Raw genomic sequence first — 17,315 nt, forward strand, 5'->3', positions numbered from 1 at the left:
GTCGAGCAGATCGCGGCAATCAGCGAAGAGACCTCGGCGACCGCCGAAGAAGTCGCCGCATCGACCAGCCAGGTAGTAAATGCCGTTGACTCGATTGCGGCTTCAAGTGAAGAGGCGGCCGCATCGGCCGAAGAAGTTTCAGCTTCAACAGAGGAAACCTCGGCCAGCGTTCAGGAGATCGCGGCCCAAGCCCAATCACTCTCGGCGATGAGTGAGGAACTCGATGCCTTGGTCACTAACTTTAACCTCTAGAACGAGCAACAATATAAAAGCGTTATAAAAAAACAGCCCTCATGCGAGGGCTGTTTTTTATGTGCTTTATAGGTATGTGTGCATACACACAATGCACAGTGCTAAGCAACCGGTTTTACAAACGATCATGCAGCTGCGTGAAGCTCCTAAAAATGCATAAACATGCGTACAGCGTAGCTGCCCCATGCCCTCACTATCCGACGTATATAAAGATATGGGCATGGTAAAAGAGTTTTGATGGTCTTCTAAATGCAATGGGTTTGCGCAAGCTATGCCGGCTGCGCCTGTGTGATGATTCGTGTTTTCTTGAATAACAACCGGCTTAACACGAGGGGTACTAGAAAGAGAATGCCCAGCGGAATAAAGATTAGTTTCTGTTGCCCGGCAAGCGTTTTATTAACTGTTTCAAGGGACATATCAATGCCGATGATAGCAACGGCACGGCCCGAGCTATCATATATCGGCGCATAGCCGGAGAGAAATGTTCCCCACTCATCGGTATACGGTTCGCTGTCGGCAAGAGCACCGTCAAATCCTTGAGGGATTATTCCTGATACGTCGTATGGATCACCAAGATGAGATACGAGTTTCGGATCTTCTTCGGCATCGACAATAAATTGTAGTTTGTTCGGGTCGTTTGTATGAGCCATTGTGTAGGCATAACGGATCTTAGGATTTGCATCCCGTACTTCCTGCAACCGTTTCTTTAAGTTGTGGTAGAGGGGTGAACTCTCTGCGCCGCTTTCCTGAAGCTGCCTGTGTTCATCGCCATTGATTGATGCGCCGGCAAGCCGTGCGGTTGATGTAAGTTCATTTTGAAGCCCGTTAAATAATGACTCATATGTTTGTTGGTAAATGAGATACGAAAAAGATGCAACGATAAGATAGAAAGCCGCTATTACGGCGAGCATAAACCTATTTTCCCGGATAAAGGTAAAGCTTAATGCTAAAAAGTGGCGCAAACGCTTCATCATTTCTCCTCACGGCTGGTTTCTAAGATTCTGTCTTGTTTTCTACATCGGCAACTTAACCAGCAGCTTAAGATATTAAACTGTATGTATTAAGCACGAACGATCTTTTTCCGATATAACCAATAATCACCTAATTAGGAGTTACTTGTTGAAAAAGCGGCTGACCATCGATGTTAAAGCAAACGTAATTATTGTCATTATCGCCCTGATACTCTTGGCAACGGCTGTTGTCTTCTTGTTTGCAACAAATAAGCTTATCGGCACGGTGAGTAATATTGCACAAGATTCATCCAGTCTAGAGCGCATCAGCCACTTGCAGCTGATGGCCCGAAGCATGACGCTGCCGGCCCAAGATTTCCTGCTGAATCACAACAGCGATAATATTCGCATGTTTAATAACCTGGCCACCGATTTTGATACTAAGTTGAAAGATACCCGCGGTAAAACACTTAACGGCAATCACCAGGCGCGGGCCGATGCTGATAAAATCAATGCAAGCCTTGCACAAATCCGCCACACGGCAAATCAGCTATTCCACACCACCGGTAGCTCAAGAGACGCTATGGTACTTAAAGATACGCTCGATAAACAAATTAACAAGCTCGTTAATGAGGTGAACGAGCTGCATGCGCTGAGCCTCAACAACATATCAACGAAATCCTATGACAGTAAACAAATCGGGCAGCAGATCAGGATTATACAGATTTTTGTTGTTTGTATTGCCCTTATTACCTTGCTATTCGTACCAATCTACATGCACCGGTTTGTGGCCAGCCCGATGCGGCGTTCGTTTAACCTTATAGTCGATCTTGCATCGAGTTTGGCAACATCATCAAACGGACTCAACGAAAACGCTACTTCGATTAATGAAACCGCAAAGGAAGTTGTACAAGTTCTCGGCGAAGTTGCCGAAGCGGCGGGTGAGCAAAGCAATAGCGCAGAAGAGCTCTCGGATATTGCGACAAGTATTAGTTCTGCGATTGATGCGGCGGCTGAAGGCTCAGGAACGCAAGCAACGCGCATAGGTGAAACGGTCGAGCAATTACGCAAGCTTACCGAAGCCATTGACACTGTTACGCAGAATGCTGAACTTGTCTCTAACGTCGCCAACGACGCAACTAAAACCGCGACTCATGGTAAAGGTGCGGTAATAGATATCATCACCGAAATGGAGCGCATCAAAGATACCACACTCTCCTCTGCAGAAAAAATTCAGGCACTCGGTGAGAAATCAAAACAAATCGGTGAGATCATCGAAGTAATCGATGACATCGCCGGGCAAACCAATCTTCTTGCGCTTAACGCTGCAATTGAGGCAGCCAGAGCCGGCGAGCACGGTAAAGGCTTTGCCGTCGTAGCCGATGAGGTGGGAAAACTTGCCGAACGCTCTACTCGGGCCACAGGCGAGATTGCAGAGCTTATCAAAGGTATCCAAGATGAAACGATTGAGGCAGTTGCATCCATGGAACATGGAACTGCTGAGGTTGAGGCAGGCGTAGAGCTTGCCGGAAAAGCCGGAACGTCGATTGAGCAAGTTATGACCTCTATAAATGATGTAGTAAAGCGAATCAGCCAGGTTGCGGAAGCCGCACAGCAAATGGTCGAGCTTAACAAAGAGGTCGGCGGCGAGATCGACCAGATTGCGGGTCTTGCCGATAATACTAAGGCAGCAACCGTTCAGATAAAAAGCGATATATCAAACGTGACCGACGGTATCGCAATGATTGCAACAATAACCCAAGAAGCCGCTTCTTCAACTGAGGATGTATCGGCCAATATGGAGCAGCAAAATGTAGCGATAGAAGCGATAGCAGATTCCGCGGCCGAGCTTTCCTCAATGTCATCAAGGCTTGAAGAGCTTATGGCCGAGCTGAACATTTAAGCACTGGACAGAACACCTGGCTACGCTCTCCGCCAAAAGCACCAAAACACCCTGGTCTTTTTCAACACCTCCTTCAAATTTACAGAAGACATGCCCTGTTTGAACGCGCTATGATTTGTGCATATACTGACCTTAGTGAATGTAGCTGTGACATCGTGCGTCATGCCGCACGAGTCTCAAATAATCGGACTGCTTATGACAAGGCGAAGGCTCCCCGAAGACGTGGCAATTCCAATACGCATTACACTCGTTTACATAGTCATCAGCGCTGTCTGGATTTTTTTCTCAGACCTCCTGGTTGTTGCGCTCACCAGCAACCCGGCAACGATAGCCCGCCTGTCAACATATAAAGGATTCTTCTTTATCTCCGTATCGGGGCTGCTCCTGTTTTCACTAATACGAAATAACATTCGCGCGCTGGAAGAGTCGACGGCACGACTTAAAGAAAGCGAGGAGAAATTCCGCGAACTCGTTGAGCATACAAGCGATTGGGTGTGGGAGCTCGATGAGAACATGCTTTTTACCTATAGCAACCAGAAAGTTGAAGATGTTCTGGGATATACGCCGAACGAGGTCATAGGCAAGCATCCGACCGATTTCATGGCACCTGATGAGGCGCAACGGGTGTCAACCATAATAGAGGATCTTGTTGTTGAGAAAGCGCCTTTTAACCTTATAGAGAATACTTTAATCCATAAAAACGGGCTGCCGGTTATTGTGGAAGTCAGCGGGCTGCCTATCGTTGACAGCGAAGGCCGGCTTCGGGGATGCCACGGCATTAATCGCGATATTACCGAGCGCAAGCAAGCCGAAGAAGTACTCAGGGAGCGCGATCTTTATGTGCGCCGTGCGTATGCTGACGCACTGGGCGCTGTAACCGGTGGGCGCCTCATCATCATGACGATTGATGAGATACGTGCAGTGCTTGGCGAGCCTATTACAAATTCCCAGACTATCGATTCATATAAAGACCTGGCGTACGTCCGCGCACAACTCATAGCAACACTTGAATCGCAATTTTCGGATAAGGAGCGCGCGAACGAACTATTGCTCGCTGCAAGCGAGGCAATCACCAATGCCGTTAAACATGCAGGCAAAGGCACATACCAAGTTCTTAAGCGCAACCGAACTATACAGCTCATGGTTGAGGATGCCGGGCCTGGGATCGATTTTACGCTCCTACCGAAGGCCACATTGCTTTCAGGCTTTTCAACAAAGCAATCTCTTGGGATTGGATTTAGCGTCATGCTGGAGCTAAGCGACCGCGTACTTCTCTCCACCCAGCCGGGCGGCACCATAGTCGTCCTCGAGAAGAGGCTGACAGCACCGGAGGAAGGTGAAGATATCGATCAATACAAAGCAGTCGACTAAGGTTTTATTTATTGCTTATCGTAAGCTCGGCCGACACCGTATTGATTGCGCACGGTGTCTTAAAAGACTGGGAACGCAGGGCGATTCCCCGCAGCAAAGAACACCCTCTTGAGCCGCCTATCCGTGCCGGGCGTACACCCTCAATATAGATGGGATAGACGCTTGCGCTACGCAGCTTGCCATCGGATAGTTGCATGATAAGCAGCATAGATTGCCTGCCAAGAGAATTCCCCGGTGAGAAAATAAAGTTGCCCAGGCTGTAGGCAACCATTTTTCCTTTGTAGATTTCTATCCCCTGCACCACGTGGGGGTGATGCCCGAGAATTATGTCAGCCCCTTGATCGATAAGCTTGTGAGCTGCGTTGATTTGATCGCGAGAAGGTGTGGTGCTGAGTTCTTTCCCCCAATGTATCGAGATGACGACAACATCGGCCGACCGGCGCGCCTCGTGGAACGCAGCCGCAACGCGGCGGCTGTCGCGTATCGACGCAACGCCGCATGATGAAGCGGTTACGCCAAAACCGGGAGGCATAACGTTTGAAAATGCCAGAAAAGCAACCCGGGTGCCTTTGAGCGTAAGAAAGACCGGCCGATATGCGTCTGCGATACTCTGACCGCTGCCGGCTGAGATTAGCTGGTTATCCTTGAGCATCTTAAGCGTATCGAGAAGCGCTACGGCACCGTAGTCTTTGCTGTGGTTATTAGCGGTAGAAAGCACATCAAAGCCTACCGCTTTCAGAAGCCGGGCGTGTTGCGGCCCTCCGCAAAAAGTATACTTCTTACCGGGGATCGGCGTTCCCCGTGTAGAAAGAGCGCTCTCAAGGTTGCCGAACGTAAGATCGGCGTTCTGCAAAAGGCGGGTTACTGCGCTATGCGGAAATGCATGGGCCTTATTGTAACGCACATCTTTTCGCATAAAGCTAATATCACCTACCGCGCATAGTGTGAGCGGTAGGCTGGGTGCTGTTGTGTTTGCTAGCGGTTTCACCACGGTGTGCTGGGCCGGTGGCACTTCGGCTGTATGCTGCACCGGCAATCGGACTGATACCGAAACAACCCTTTTATTGTGCTGCTTTTCAGGATGCGCATAAAGGGCTAGGGCTGAGCAAACTATAGTAATCAGCATACCGCCGGCAATCACTGCAACAAACACTACCATCTGGGGCCTATTCAAACGACTGGTTCTATTTCGTCTCGATGTTGTTCGCCTAAGGTTGCTTGAAGCCATAGAGAAATAGTAACAGAAAACACCGCAGTATTCACCTGGAAGGTAGCTTTATCGTCTGCTAATCAATATAGGTTGTTCCTACACGCGGATGCGGCTTTGCAGAAGGCTCTTCGTTGGGATATCCTAAGCTGATGCCACAAATGATTTCTCGATCCTCAATGCCGAATTCTTTCTGAATCTGCTCGCCGATATATGGAGGAACAGTGATCCCGCACGCCCCAAGACCTTCAGTGCCGGCCAGCAGCATGATCAGCATGACCTCGCTCATCGCTGCGATATTGGCAAATGAGTATTCCCACCTGCTCTCGTTCGGTATTTTTGGGATCGTAACAAAAACTAAGTTGGGGGCATCGCCGAGGTTCTCATAGTACTCAAGCGCCTTTTTTTCGCTGTCAGGATCCATCATGGCGAAGAGGTCACGCAAAATGACCGTATTCTGCGTGAGTAAATCGGCTACACGGTCGCGGGCATCACCGCTGGCGATAACAAACTCCCATGAACGAAATGCAGCCACAACAGGTGCCCATCGAGAATTCTCAAAAATTCGCTCGAGCGCCTCTCGCGGCACAGGCATTTTTTTGAATTTCCTAATAGCCCGTCTGCTCCGGACTGCTTGTGCGAGTTCCATTTCTAACTCCTTAACTAGCGTTTTGACTCTTTCCGTCTTTTTCGATTAAGTAATTGAGGATCAGCCAGCGCATACTGCGATCATTTAACATCTTGGTAAACTTCTCAATATGCGGTTGCCACGTTTTGCATGGGGAGAATCGGTAGCAAATTGTGGCACCATCATCTTGGTATTGCACAATTTTACATGCCGATAGCTCTGACAAGGCCTGTTTTACCTCGCTTACGCTGCGGCCGACCGATGAAGCGATATCTTCAGGGGATACGAGATCATTTGGGTTGAGCTGCAGGTATGCAATCATATCCCACTTCACGAGGGTGTCTATTACGTTATCGAGTAGCTCTTGTATGTCCTTGGAGATTGGCATTAGGCTCTCCTCTCGCGCGTTTGTTTCTTGTTCTGCGCTACCAGTCGTTTCTTGGCGATCGTAACACCGTCTTTGCCACTGCTTTTAACCTCGTACATAGCTGAATCCGCGTGCTCGATGATCTCTACTATGCTCGTACCCTGGCTCGGATAACTTGCCGCGCCAATACTTACGGTTAGGCCAGGTTCTACAGGGCCATTATTGTCCGGATATGACTCCCGGCGAACGTTTTCTATAATCTTTCCCGCAACAACTGCCGCTTCCTCAAGCCCCGTGTTAGGCAAAATCACCACAAATTCTTCACCGCCATAGCGGGCGGCGACATCTGTCTCCCGACATGAGATCCTAATAGCGTGAGCGATCTTTGCAAGAGCTTTATCACCATTCAGGTGCCCGTAAAGGTCGTTATGCGCCTTGAAATCATCAACGTCAATAATAAGAAGCGACATGTCGTGTTGCTCGCGCTGTGCTCGCTTTATCTCTTCATTTATGCGCTCATAGAAATAACGCTGGTTGTAGAGTCCGGTAAGATGGTCCGTAAGAGACGATTCTCTAACCTTTTCTAAGAGGAGAGCATTATCGATAGCCAGTATAAACTGGCTGAAGGTCGTCTGAAAGATATCTTGTTCGTCGAAGAGTTCTTTGGTTTCGCTGTCTTTTACTAAAAGCACGAAGAGCCCCTGTGAGCCTTGTTGTACCGCGCCAACCGAAAGCTTGAGGGGCCGCAGTAAAGTCCCGGCTGTAAGCGATTCTTTCTTGATCTTTAAGAGATGCTCGAAAAGCATGGTTGTTGTAACGCCGACGTTCGATATAACAAGCGGCTGGCGAATACCCTGATCGAGCATCACGAGAATATGCTCTGTTATGCCGAAAATCCTGCCGACCGTTTCCTGGAAGTATGAGCTTAGTTTTCTTAGGTCGTTAATAGACCCAAGCACCCTGCTCGCACTTATTAATACGGTAACTTTGTTATCAAGTTCATCGTTTAACCGCTGAATCTGTTTTCTATTGCTCGAAACAAGGTTAATGGTAGAGCCGATAAGTATGGCACCGAGCCATACCAGACCTACCCTTAAAACAACCGGGCCATAAAGATACGGCTGCCCGGCAACTTGCTCGATATAACAATAATCGTATGCGGACGTAAACAGTGCCATAGCAACACCGCCTGCTAGGCCAAGCCGTAACGACGAAAAAGCGACAACTGTAAGATATGAATAGATCAAGTAGCTTTCGAGTGGGCCAAGTAGCGAGAAGGCTTTTATCACACAAAGGGCATCTGCAACCGCTATAAGCAAACATGCCCATTTATTAACCAGTTTATAGTTTGCTATGATAAACATTAGGCCTGTTACCATACATGCTGCAAGCCACGATAATAGGACAAAAGTGCTGCTGGAGCTGCTGGATAAGCCGGCGATTAAAACGATTAGCACAATGGCGACCCTCAACCCGATAAAGAGCGATTCGGTCGCAAAACGCCTATCTGTGGTTTTCTGCATTAGTTCGGTAAGCGTTTGTTTCATTGCCCGTCCTACTAAGCCGATCTTACATCGGCATCCTCTTTACTGTCGTGGTGATTCATCGCTCGCAAAAGAGCCTCCACAAGCAGGGGGTCGAATTGTTCTCCTGAACATGCTTTCATCTCGGAAAGCGCTGTTTCGAAACTGCAACCTGCCCTGTAGGGCCGGTCGCTGGTCATCGCGTCGAACGCATCGGCAACAGCAAGAATGCGTGAACCGATCGGTATGTCTTCACCCGCTAAGCCATCGCTATACCCTGTCCCGTTAAAATGCTCGTGATGGTGACGGATAATCGACGCAGCGCGCGCTAGGTTTGGGATTCTTCCGACAATCTGGGCGGAAAGTGCCGGGTGAATCTTTATATGGTCATATTCACTATCAGTCAGAGGACCGGTTTTATTGAGAATCTCTTCCCGGACACCGATTTTGCCGATATCGTGCAGGAGCGCCGCGACATGCAATTCATCCAGCTCATCGACTGAAAGACCTAGCTCCTGCCCGATAAGCAAGGTGTACTTAGCAACATTCTCTGAATGTCCTCGCGTGTACGGGTCCTTCGCTTCTATCGCCTCGACCAGCGCTTTAACGGTATTAAGATGCAGTTCGCGCAACTTGTTATTGACATGTGTGAGCTCATCTTGCGTCGAACGAATTTTGCCAACCATCAAGTTAAATGCATGTGCTAAATCTGCGACCTCATCTCTGGCGGTCATGTCTACTATATATGTGTAGTCACCGTTGGAGATCGCATCGATAGCTTTTGAAAAGACGGCGACGCGCTTACGCACCCACGTAGTGACGAGAGCCGCTCCTGCCAGTGAGAACAATATTACGCACAATGCGAGTGCAAACATGAATGCTTTCAGACGAGTCCTGACTTGCTTGTCCTGTTGCATCGATCGTGCGGCATCCGCACGTGCAAGGTCCAATATCTTTGCCATGGATCGTTCCGGTTTAGTAAACGATGTTTTAAACCTATGTAGCGCCTGGGCATCGAACCGGGATTCCCTTTTTGCTACTACAAGTTTATTCATTGTATTTTTAATCTTCTTAGTGATTTCTGGAAGTTGTGCGATTTCATGATGACATGAATAGCAGTTGCCTTTAAGCGGGGGCTCAACCGGTTTTGATTTAGCCAGTTCGCTTAATCGATTATATGAAGCCTGCGCTTTTCCGGCTGAATCATTCTTAATAGCCAGATCTAGTTCGTGCACCGTTATAATCAATGATGTCGCACGTTGCTTGAGCTCTAGATCTCTCGCCAGCCGCCTAGGTACATGCGCCTTAGCGCCCGGTTGCTGCGCTGATGATGCTTTAATCTCAGCGCGCGCCCTGCGTAACTCATCCTTGGTAAGCGTATCGATCTTGGCGGAGATACGCTTGAGGTTCTGCATATTTTGGTTGACAGCGCGTTGATAGCGGTGAGCGGATGAATCGTCGGAGAGTCGAGCTTTATCAAGCTGCGCCAGGTTCTTCTGCAGCAAACCAAGCTCCGGCTTAAGTGAAATGAATGCTTTATGGCATGTCTTGCAGTCGCCGCTATGTATCGCTGAAGCCTGGTTGTCAATGAGAAGTTTTAGCTCATCGAAGGTTCCCCAGAACGTTTTCTCGTTACTACCGCGTGCAAGAAGTACCGCATACCCTCCTGTTTCGACCTCAGTTATTTGACTGTCGATACGCTCGATATTTTTTAGTACGCCAAGAGCCCTTGCTTGTTGCCCTTCAACCGTATCCGCATCGCTAAACATCCGAATGCCGATAAGGCTTGTTAGGACAACGAATACGATGATGAGACCGACAAAAACCGCCAATTTTTTGTACATATTTCCGGGGCACCTTTCGCTAAGGGTTTCTTGCTTTAAATATCGGTTCCCGGAAATAAACATTTAGCGTTGATATAGAGGCAGCAACTATTATGGGGTACGCTTGGGGTTATTAATGAAGAGGAAATGGGGGCGGATTCAGTTAAAGGCCTTGTTCTATTCTTTCTACCGCTAAGTCCAAGGACTGTTGCCCGCTGGTCAGCTTCGTAAGACATGCTTGCGACAGCTTAGCGTTCTGATCAACCAAAGCCGTAATGAGGTTGTCCATTGCCCAGCTATAATCACGAATCGCTTTCTTTAAACTCATATCGGCGACTTCATGTTCGTGCGGCGGCATGAGCTGTTTGGTTTGGTTTAGAACCGTCTTCATCGAGGTGACCTGGACTTGGACCTGCTGTCTTAGGGCTGGATTGGTGATCGCTGCATCGTCATTCAATAGATAGAGCAGGTTCTCGTTTATAGTCGCGATCTTATCGTAGCTATCTAAGAACGCGCGTTCATATACAAGCGGGGATAGCGGTTGCGGATCGGGCTTAGCGTTGCGCATAAGGATGGAAACGAGCAAAAGGTTCGCCGAGATTATAAAAATGCTGCCGATGAGGAGCGTTTTGATAAGCCAGTGCTGCCGCACCGGCTCGGTCGTCTGGGCTTCTTCATATTTATCGTCTATCTCTAACTCCGACAGGTTTTGTTGATCGATCTCGTCCATACGCATCCCTTTTGCAAATAAACCTACAACCCTACCTTACACAATTTAGCGGCGCGTGGCTAGCAGGAAGGCAGTGCGACCTAGCCCTTCTCTCCCCCGTACAACATAACCGGCAACGTTAAATTGCATTTAGTGCAGCAGTATATATGCCGATATTTTTATACATATGAAGGGAGAAGCCGTATGAGTTTGCACTTCGTAAAGCGCTTTTTCACACTTGCTATCGCAATAATCGCTGTAGTGCTAACGCTAATATTCGTGGGCTTTTATATGCGTACCGAGAGCCTCACCGAAAGCGTGATGTTAAAACAAGCGCGCGCATTATTTAACGAGATGGTGCTTACCCAAAGATGGGTTGCAAAGAGTGACGGCGTATACGTCAGGGTTGCGCCCGGCATGCATCCCTCGGCAAACGAAGCTAAGATGCTTGGCCCGGAATTCCAGATAAAAGATACAATCGGTCGAACCTATATTTTAAAAAATCCGAGCATTGCAACGGTCGAAATATCGCAAATGGCCAACAATTCGGATTTATTTGCGCTTCATCCTACAAGCCTGCGGCCTTTAAACCCAAAGACCGGCTCTCCTGATGCTTTTGAACGAGCCGCGCTCAAAAGCTTTGAGCAGGGCAAGCAAGAGTTCTTCTCGATCATTCACAGGAAGGACGGCGCATTTTACCGGTATATGGCGCCGCTACGCTATGAACAGAGCTGCAATAAATGCCATGCACGTCAGGGCTATAAGCTCGGCGATATACGCGGCGGAATCAGCATCACCATCCCGATGTCGGCAGTTCACGGCGAGATGCGAGCAAATCGGCTATACATGATACTAGCCGGCATAACGGTGCTGGTTTTACTGTGCGGAGCTCTCTATTTCCTATCAGCGAAGTTCTTGAAAGCGCTGCGAGACACACAAGGCAAACTTGTAAAGATGGCCGCCACAGACGAGCTCACCGGCTTGCCAAACCGGCGTGCCGGTATCGCGCGCATGGAAGAAGAGATTTCTCGATACCGGCGCTCGGCTGAGCCGCTTTCCTGTCTGCTTCTTGATATCGACCACTTTAAACGAATCAACGATAACTACGGCCACCAGGCCGGCGATCTCGCCCTTACGGAAATTGCTCGTATCCTAAGAGGATGCCTTCGCCATTACGACTGCGTATGTCGTTACGGCGGCGAGGAATTCCTTTTAATACTGCCGGGAGCCAACATACAAGCCGCCCTCAGTGTTGCGGAGAAGATCCGGCAATCCCTTGCCGACACCGCCATTAATTACAATGACGCTACAGTTAAGGTGACGGCAAGTATTGGTTTGGCTGAGACGACCGGTGGAATCCTTGCCGACATCGATACGATTATCAACAATGCAGACACGGCCTTGTATAAAGCTAAAGCACGCGGGCGCAACCGCATTGAAGTGTTTATGATGCAGAGCAACACCGCACCGGTCGAGAAGACTCCGGTTGTGCCGGTCATAGAAGAAGCACATGAATACCTTGAAGCAGGCAGTGATGTAGTAGATATCCTTGAGAGTATTACCGATGCATTCTTTGCTCTTGACTCTGAATGGCGCTTTACATACGTCAATAAAATAGGTGAGCGTATGCTTCAGAAATATAAGGACGAGTTGCTCGGAAAGGAATTATGGGACGAGTTCCCGGTGGCCGTCGAGCTTAAATTCTACCGGGAGTTTCATCGCGCGCTCGAGGAAAATGTGCAGGTTAAGATGGAGGAATTTTACGAGCCGTTCGATCGCTGGTATGAGGTGAACGCCTATCCTTACCGCGACGGCCTCTTTGTGTACTTCAGCGACATTACCGAACAGAAGCGCGCAGAGCAGCAACTTAACTTTATGGCGTTTTACGACTCGCTTACCGGTTTGCCAAACCGCACGCTCTTAGATGATCGTCTGAGTCTGGCATGCGCGCATGCCCACCGCAACAGTGATAAATTCGCCGTGCTGCATATCGATCTCGATAACTTCAAGACAATCAACGACACGTTGGGGCACATCGCGAGCGACGAGCTATTGCGTGCCGCAACAAAACGTCTCCTAACGCACTTAAGAGAGGGAGATACTGTGGCACGTGTTAGCGGTGATGAATTTGTCGTACTGCTCCCACAGGTAAACCACGAAGAAGACGTGGCAATAATTGCCCAGAAGTTGCTCGAAACGATACGTCGTCCCATCTCGGTAAGCAACCAGGATGTCTATGTAACAGCGAGTATCGGCATCAGCCTGTATCCGCACGACGGCATTGACGGGCAGGCGCTGTTGCGTCACGCCGATGCTGCTCTTGGGCTCTCAAAAGATCAGGGTAAGAACAACTACCAATTCTACTCGCCCGACCTCAATGATAAGGTTCTGAAACGCTTTGCAATGGAAAACCTCATCCACAGAGCGCTTGATAATGATGAATTCATGCTTTACTATCAGCCGCTAGTCGATTCTGAAACCAACACGATCGTTGGCATGGAAGCGCTCCTGCGCTGGGAAAACCCCGAGCTCGGCACCGTATCGCCACTCGACTTCATCCCGATTGCCGAGGAAACGGGGCTCATTATATCAATCGGCGAGTGGGTGCTTCAAGAGGCGTGCCGCCAAACGAAAGTATGGCACGATGCGGGTTATCCGCCGATAAAGGTCTCGGTTAACCTTTCACCCCGCCAGATCCAACAGCAGAACCTGGTTGAAACGGTCAAAGGGATTCTCGCCGAGACCGGTCTTGAGCCCCAATATCTTGAGCTTGAGCTCACTGAGGGCACAGTAATGAAAGACGCCGAGAAAGCTATTGCTGTACTCGCTCAGTTTAAGGAAATGGGCATACGCATAGCGATCGATGATTTCGGCACCGGCTATTCGTCGTTGAGCTACCTCAAACAGTTCCCTGTAGATAAGCTCAAGATAGATAGGTCGTTTATTAGCAGCGTTGATAAAGACCCGAGCGATGCGGCAATCATCTCTACAATTATTGCGATGGCACATAACCTTAACCTAGGTGCGGTAGCCGAAGGAATTGAAACCCAAGCGCAACTCGAATGCTTGCGTTCGCTCAATTGCGGTGAAATGCAGGGCTTTTTGTTCAGCGAGCCCCTCACCGCCGAGAAGTTTGCCGAACTCCTTAAAAAAGCCAAGCGCATGTGCGCCTAATCAATTGATCCATACTCTTTTTGTTATACTTGTCTCAGGGATATCCCACAACATTCCCATTACAGCAGTTCATCTCATTCTGCCGGCTGACTTCAACGCAATAATAATAATTGCTATACAAAAACCTCTTTTATGGGGGATAATGAATGAGTCTCTTTTACTCGGGCCCGCTGCCAGATGGTCGTGACGTGATCTCGGTACGATAAAGTTAGCCTGTATGTAGGGAGGACTCTGATGCATTACGCGATCATCTGGAGGTGAAATATGGCTCAGGGCAAAGTAAAGTGGTTTAATAGCCAAAAAGGATATGGCTTCGTTGAGCAAAGCGAAGGCGACGACCTCTTTGTTCATTACAAAGCGATTGAGGGCGCCGGCTTTAAAAACCTCAGCGAAGGCGACGTTATCGAATACGAAGTCGCCAAAGGCGCAAAAGGTGATACCGCGATCAACGTGAAGATTGTATCACAGAACCCCGCATCTCAAGATCAACAGCCCCAGATGCGCAGAACAGCTTCTTCCGTGAGAAAGCCGCACGGTGAGGTAGGCGTAGGTCGAAATCTTGACGATCAACTAAAAGCGCTCCGCAAAAGCAGTAAAGAGAATCAGCAAGATTTGACGAATAGATTAAAGCGTAGATAGTGCTGGACATAATGTATATCGTGTGGCGTGACTTCTGTCACGCCACATACGAGTGAGGTAGTGTGGGGCTGCGGCACCGCGAGAGAAAGGAGCACATGTGGCGATGAAGCTTTACGTGGGAAACTTGGCTTACGGCACCGATGAGGACACTCTTAAAAAACCTTTGGCCAGTATGGTGAGGTAACATCAGTCAATGTCATCACCGACAGAGATACTGGACGAAGCAAAGGATTTGGCTTCGTTGAGATGACGGATTCGGATGCCGCCAAAGCGGCAATGGACGCGCTTAACGGCACCGAGCTTGAAGGGCGCACAATCAAGGTAAGCGAATCTAAACCGCAAGAGCGTCGGCCGGGCGGCGGCCGCAGGTATTAGATAAAGATGCCATAGCAACGGCTACTTCTTGATAGGCTGCTGGCATAGCAGTACAAGCATCTTTGAAACCTCAGCTCGAGTCGCGAGCTTATCCGGCCGAAACGTGCCATCGATATAACCGCCGATAATTGCGTTGTCTTTTGCTGCAATTATATATTGCCAGCCCCACGTGCTTGCCATCGTATCGGTAAACACCCTGCGGTACTGAGTGGCAGGCGTAAAGCGTCCCGCCCTAATAAGTATAACTGCAATTTCTTGTCGCGTTATCGCTGCCAACGGCTTAAACATGCCATCGGCGTAACCGGTAATGATTCCGAGTTCCTTAGCGCGTTCGATATATCCGCTAGCCCAGAACCCACTTGAAACATCCGCGAATGACGATGCAGCAGCTGTTGGCGATTCGCCGATTGCCAGGATGATGGCTTTAGCTAGTTCTGCCCGTGTGATCTTGCCCGCCGGGAGAAACGTGTTATCCGGATAACCGCTGATTACGTGCATCGCCGTAAGTTGGTCGACGTAGCTTCTGTACCAAACATTAGCGGGTACATCGGTAAACTCTGTTGCTTGCCGTGGTGCATACTTCACGACACGGTGGTTGCCGGTATCCGTTACATATACATTGCCTGCGGTGTCGATAGCAATGCCGCGCGGATTCTTCAAAACGGTTCCCGAGAGATCGGTCGCGCCCCACGACGCGATAAACGTGCCGGTCGAGGAGAATTTCTGAATGCGGTTGTTCCCCCCGTCGGCGATGTACACATCACCGGCAGCGTCGATAGCTATGCCGTACGGGCGGTTGAGTTCGCCCTCATCTGAGCCGCGTGCGCCCCAATGTGTAACACTAACGCCGTCCGCGGTGTATTTATATACTGCACCCAACACGCTATCGGCCACATACACGTTGCCCGAGGTATCGAGGGCGATACCTGTCGGCATAAAGGTAACGTCGGTGCTCGTCCCAACCACACCTTGACGGCTCCATGACGCGATGACAAGTCCGTTTGCCCCATATTTTATAACCTTATGGTGGTATGTATCGGCAATATAGATGTTGCCGGATACATCAACCGCAACGCCGAGTGCTTCGGCCGGCGTGTAATTATCCCCATCAATAGTTATTTTCCACAGATACGATCCGCTCGGGTCGAACACGCGCACACGGTAGCGGTCGAGTACGTAAAGGTTCCCTAGCGCACCAATAGCGACACCGCTCGGGTCTTTAAACGATGTATCTCCGGTATCGTTGATCTGCCATGAAACGGCGGTCACGCCATCGGTTGCGAACTTCTGCACGCGGTTATTGCCGGTATCGGCTACATACGTATTGCCTGCCGAGTCGACCGTAATACCGTACGGTGTGTTAAACGCACCCGGCGAATTATTCTTCGACCCCCATTTTTCTACAAACGTACCGCCGGCCGTAAATTTTTGTACCTGGTTATTGTCGGTATCAACAACGTAAACGAATGCGTCGGCCGGATCGAGCGCTATGCCGCTCGGGTTTGTAAACTGCCCGTTATCCGATCCTGTTTGGCCCCAATGTGTTATCAGTCCGCCGGTACTGTCAAATTCACGCACGCCCTTCCCGTTTCCGGTGCGATCGACTACATAAACATTATCGTCATCATCGATCTCCAGCCCTTCAGGGTGCGAGAAATGGGCGGTATCGGTTGTCGAATCGCTACCCCATATAGCCTTAAACGAGCCGTTCGACGAAAACAACTGGATGCGATTGTTATTAGTATCAGCCACATAAACTGTGCCTTTGGAATCGATGGCGATATCTTCAGGAGACTTAAAGTAACCGGCGCGGTTGCTGTACCCCGTGCCCCATGTTGTTATAAATACGCCGTCACTTGAGAACGTCTGAATGCGATTGTTGTCGGTGTCGGCTACGTAGACAACGCCGCCGCGGTCGATCGCGATGCCGGTCGGCCGCCGGAATTTTTCCTGCTCTATGCCGTAGGTTCCCCACTTTGCGAGAAATTTCCCGTCTGCAGTGAACTTCTGAATGCGGTTGTTGCCCTGGTCGGCAATGTAGACATTACCGCTGCTATCGATAGCGATGCCTTTCGGGCTGCTGAATTGCCCATCCTTCATGCCAAGGGTTCCCCAACGCGCGATAAGGGTGCCGTCTGAAGCGAATTTCTGCACGCGGTTGTTAAGACAATCGGTCACATATACATTTCCCAGAGCATCCGTTGCAATACCGAATGGCTGATTGAGCTGCCATGTCTGCGGCCAACTCGCCGTAACCTCATATGTCTGTGCTGCATACGCCTGTCCTGAGTACAATATTAATAGTAGCAGCAAAATTACACACAGCGTGAAGATATTACGCCGTGTGTTACAGAATTGCGAAGTATTTTGCATTATGTAATCCTTTCCTATATA

At 49.4% G+C, this 17,315-nt stretch carries 12 protein-coding genes and 2 pseudogenes; 6 read left to right on the forward strand and 8 right to left on the reverse strand.

Features of this window, described 5'->3' with window-relative positions; translation table 11 throughout:
• Positions 1 to 252, forward strand: a 252-nt coding sequence (locus tag VGK02_02630; protein HEY3373943.1) for a hypothetical protein, incomplete at its 5' end; no start/stop codon positions are given.
• 269 nt (positions 253 to 521) lie between these two features.
• Here VGK02_02630 and VGK02_02635 read toward each other — a convergent pair.
• Positions 522 to 1,223 (reverse strand): PDC sensor domain-containing protein, encoded by a 702-nt coding sequence (locus VGK02_02635; GenBank protein ID HEY3373944.1) that lies wholly within the window; start codon positions 1,221 to 1,223, stop codon positions 522 to 524.
• A gap of 148 nt (positions 1,224 to 1,371) precedes the next feature.
• Between VGK02_02635 and VGK02_02640 the strand changes: the two genes are divergently transcribed.
• Together VGK02_02640 and VGK02_02645 are read left to right on the forward strand one after the other, a co-directional pair.
• A complete protein-coding gene (locus VGK02_02640) occupies positions 1,372 to 3,105 on the forward strand; it encodes a methyl-accepting chemotaxis protein (GenBank protein ID HEY3373945.1) in 1,734 nt (577 codons plus the stop codon).
• Between the two features lie 195 nt (positions 3,106 to 3,300).
• The gene (locus VGK02_02645; GenBank protein ID HEY3373946.1) at positions 3,301 to 4,476 is read left to right on the forward strand and encodes a PAS domain S-box protein; all 1,176 of its coding nucleotides are present in this window, start codon (positions 3,301 to 3,303) and stop codon (positions 4,474 to 4,476) included.
• A 4-nt stretch (positions 4,477 to 4,480) separates the two neighbouring features.
• Here VGK02_02645 and VGK02_02650 read toward each other — a convergent pair whose 3' ends face one another.
• From VGK02_02650 to VGK02_02675, 6 genes are all read right to left on the reverse strand, one after another.
• Positions 4,481 to 5,635: a CapA family protein gene (locus tag VGK02_02650; protein HEY3373947.1), complete on the reverse strand. Its 1,155-nt coding sequence runs from the start codon at positions 5,633 to 5,635 to the stop codon at positions 4,481 to 4,483.
• Positions 5,636 to 5,762: 127 nt separating this feature from the next.
• A complete protein-coding gene (locus tag VGK02_02655) occupies positions 5,763 to 6,332 on the reverse strand; it encodes a nitroreductase family protein (GenBank protein ID HEY3373948.1) in 570 nt (189 codons plus the stop codon).
• Positions 6,333 to 6,342: 10 nt separating this feature from the next.
• Positions 6,343 to 6,699 carry a hypothetical protein gene (locus VGK02_02660; GenBank protein ID HEY3373949.1) on the reverse strand — a complete coding sequence of 119 codons (357 nt, stop codon included), beginning with the start codon at positions 6,697 to 6,699 and terminating at the stop codon, positions 6,343 to 6,345.
• A complete protein-coding gene (locus VGK02_02665) occupies positions 6,699 to 8,225 on the reverse strand; it encodes a GGDEF domain-containing protein (GenBank protein ID HEY3373950.1) in 1,527 nt (508 codons plus the stop codon). Before VGK02_02665 ends, VGK02_02660 begins: the two co-directional genes overlap by 1 nt.
• A gap of 11 nt (positions 8,226 to 8,236) precedes the next feature.
• Positions 8,237 to 10,045, reverse strand: coding sequence for an HD domain-containing phosphohydrolase (locus VGK02_02670; GenBank protein HEY3373951.1), 1,809 nt, complete (start codon positions 10,043 to 10,045; stop codon positions 8,237 to 8,239).
• A 142-nt stretch (positions 10,046 to 10,187) separates the two neighbouring features.
• Entirely contained in the window at positions 10,188 to 10,754 is a 567-nt protein-coding gene (locus tag VGK02_02675; GenBank protein ID HEY3373952.1) for a hypothetical protein, read from the reverse strand.
• A gap of 183 nt (positions 10,755 to 10,937) precedes the next feature.
• Between VGK02_02675 and VGK02_02680 the strand changes: the two genes are divergently transcribed.
• The 3 genes and pseudogenes from VGK02_02680 (at position 10,938) to VGK02_02690 (ending at position 14,921) form a co-directional block, all read left to right on the forward strand.
• Positions 10,938 to 13,907: a diguanylate cyclase gene (locus VGK02_02680; GenBank protein ID HEY3373953.1), complete on the forward strand. Its 2,970-nt coding sequence runs from the start codon at positions 10,938 to 10,940 to the stop codon at positions 13,905 to 13,907.
• Positions 13,908 to 14,171: 264 nt separating this feature from the next.
• Positions 14,172 to 14,378 (forward strand): annotated as a pseudogene (locus VGK02_02685) (cold shock domain-containing protein).
• Positions 14,379 to 14,717: 339 nt separating this feature from the next.
• Positions 14,718 to 14,921 (forward strand): annotated as a pseudogene (locus VGK02_02690) (RNA-binding protein).
• 21 nt (positions 14,922 to 14,942) lie between these two features.
• Here VGK02_02690 and VGK02_02695 read toward each other — a convergent pair.
• Positions 14,943 to 17,294, reverse strand: coding sequence for an S-layer homology domain-containing protein (locus VGK02_02695; protein ID HEY3373954.1), 2,352 nt, complete (start codon positions 17,292 to 17,294; stop codon positions 14,943 to 14,945).
• Between the last annotated feature and the right edge of the window lie 21 nt (positions 17,295 to 17,315).

Origin of the sequence: Candidatus Aquicultor sp. (genome assembly GCA_036504445.1) — a bacterium.
In the GTDB taxonomy this organism is placed as follows: Bacteria; Actinomycetota; Aquicultoria; order Aquicultorales; family Aquicultoraceae; genus DASXVE01.

What these genes read in the sequence shown, in the direction of transcription:
- VGK02_02660 (HEY3373949.1), bottom strand. Translation starts at nt 6,699, where the DNA reads ATGCCAATCTCCAAGGACATACAAGAGCTACTCGATAACGTAATAGAC.
- VGK02_02680 (HEY3373953.1), top strand. Translation starts at nt 10,938, where the DNA reads ATGAGTTTGCACTTCGTAAAGCGCTTTTTCACACTTGCTATCGCAATA.
- VGK02_02670 (HEY3373951.1), bottom strand. Translation starts at nt 10,045, where the DNA reads ATGTACAAAAAATTGGCGGTTTTTGTCGGTCTCATCATCGTATTCGTT.
- VGK02_02665 (HEY3373950.1), bottom strand. Translation starts at nt 8,225, where the DNA reads ATGAAACAAACGCTTACCGAACTAATGCAGAAAACCACAGATAGGCGT.
- VGK02_02645 (HEY3373946.1), top strand. Translation starts at nt 3,301, where the DNA reads ATGACAAGGCGAAGGCTCCCCGAAGACGTGGCAATTCCAATACGCATT.
- VGK02_02675 (HEY3373952.1), bottom strand. Translation starts at nt 10,754, where the DNA reads ATGGACGAGATCGATCAACAAAACCTGTCGGAGTTAGAGATAGACGAT.
- VGK02_02650 (HEY3373947.1), bottom strand. Translation starts at nt 5,635, where the DNA reads ATGGTAGTGTTTGTTGCAGTGATTGCCGGCGGTATGCTGATTACTATA.
- VGK02_02655 (HEY3373948.1), bottom strand. Translation starts at nt 6,332, where the DNA reads ATGGAACTCGCACAAGCAGTCCGGAGCAGACGGGCTATTAGGAAATTC.
- VGK02_02695 (HEY3373954.1), bottom strand. Translation starts at nt 17,294, where the DNA reads ATGCAAAATACTTCGCAATTCTGTAACACACGGCGTAATATCTTCACG.
- VGK02_02635 (HEY3373944.1), bottom strand. Translation starts at nt 1,223, where the DNA reads ATGAAGCGTTTGCGCCACTTTTTAGCATTAAGCTTTACCTTTATCCGG.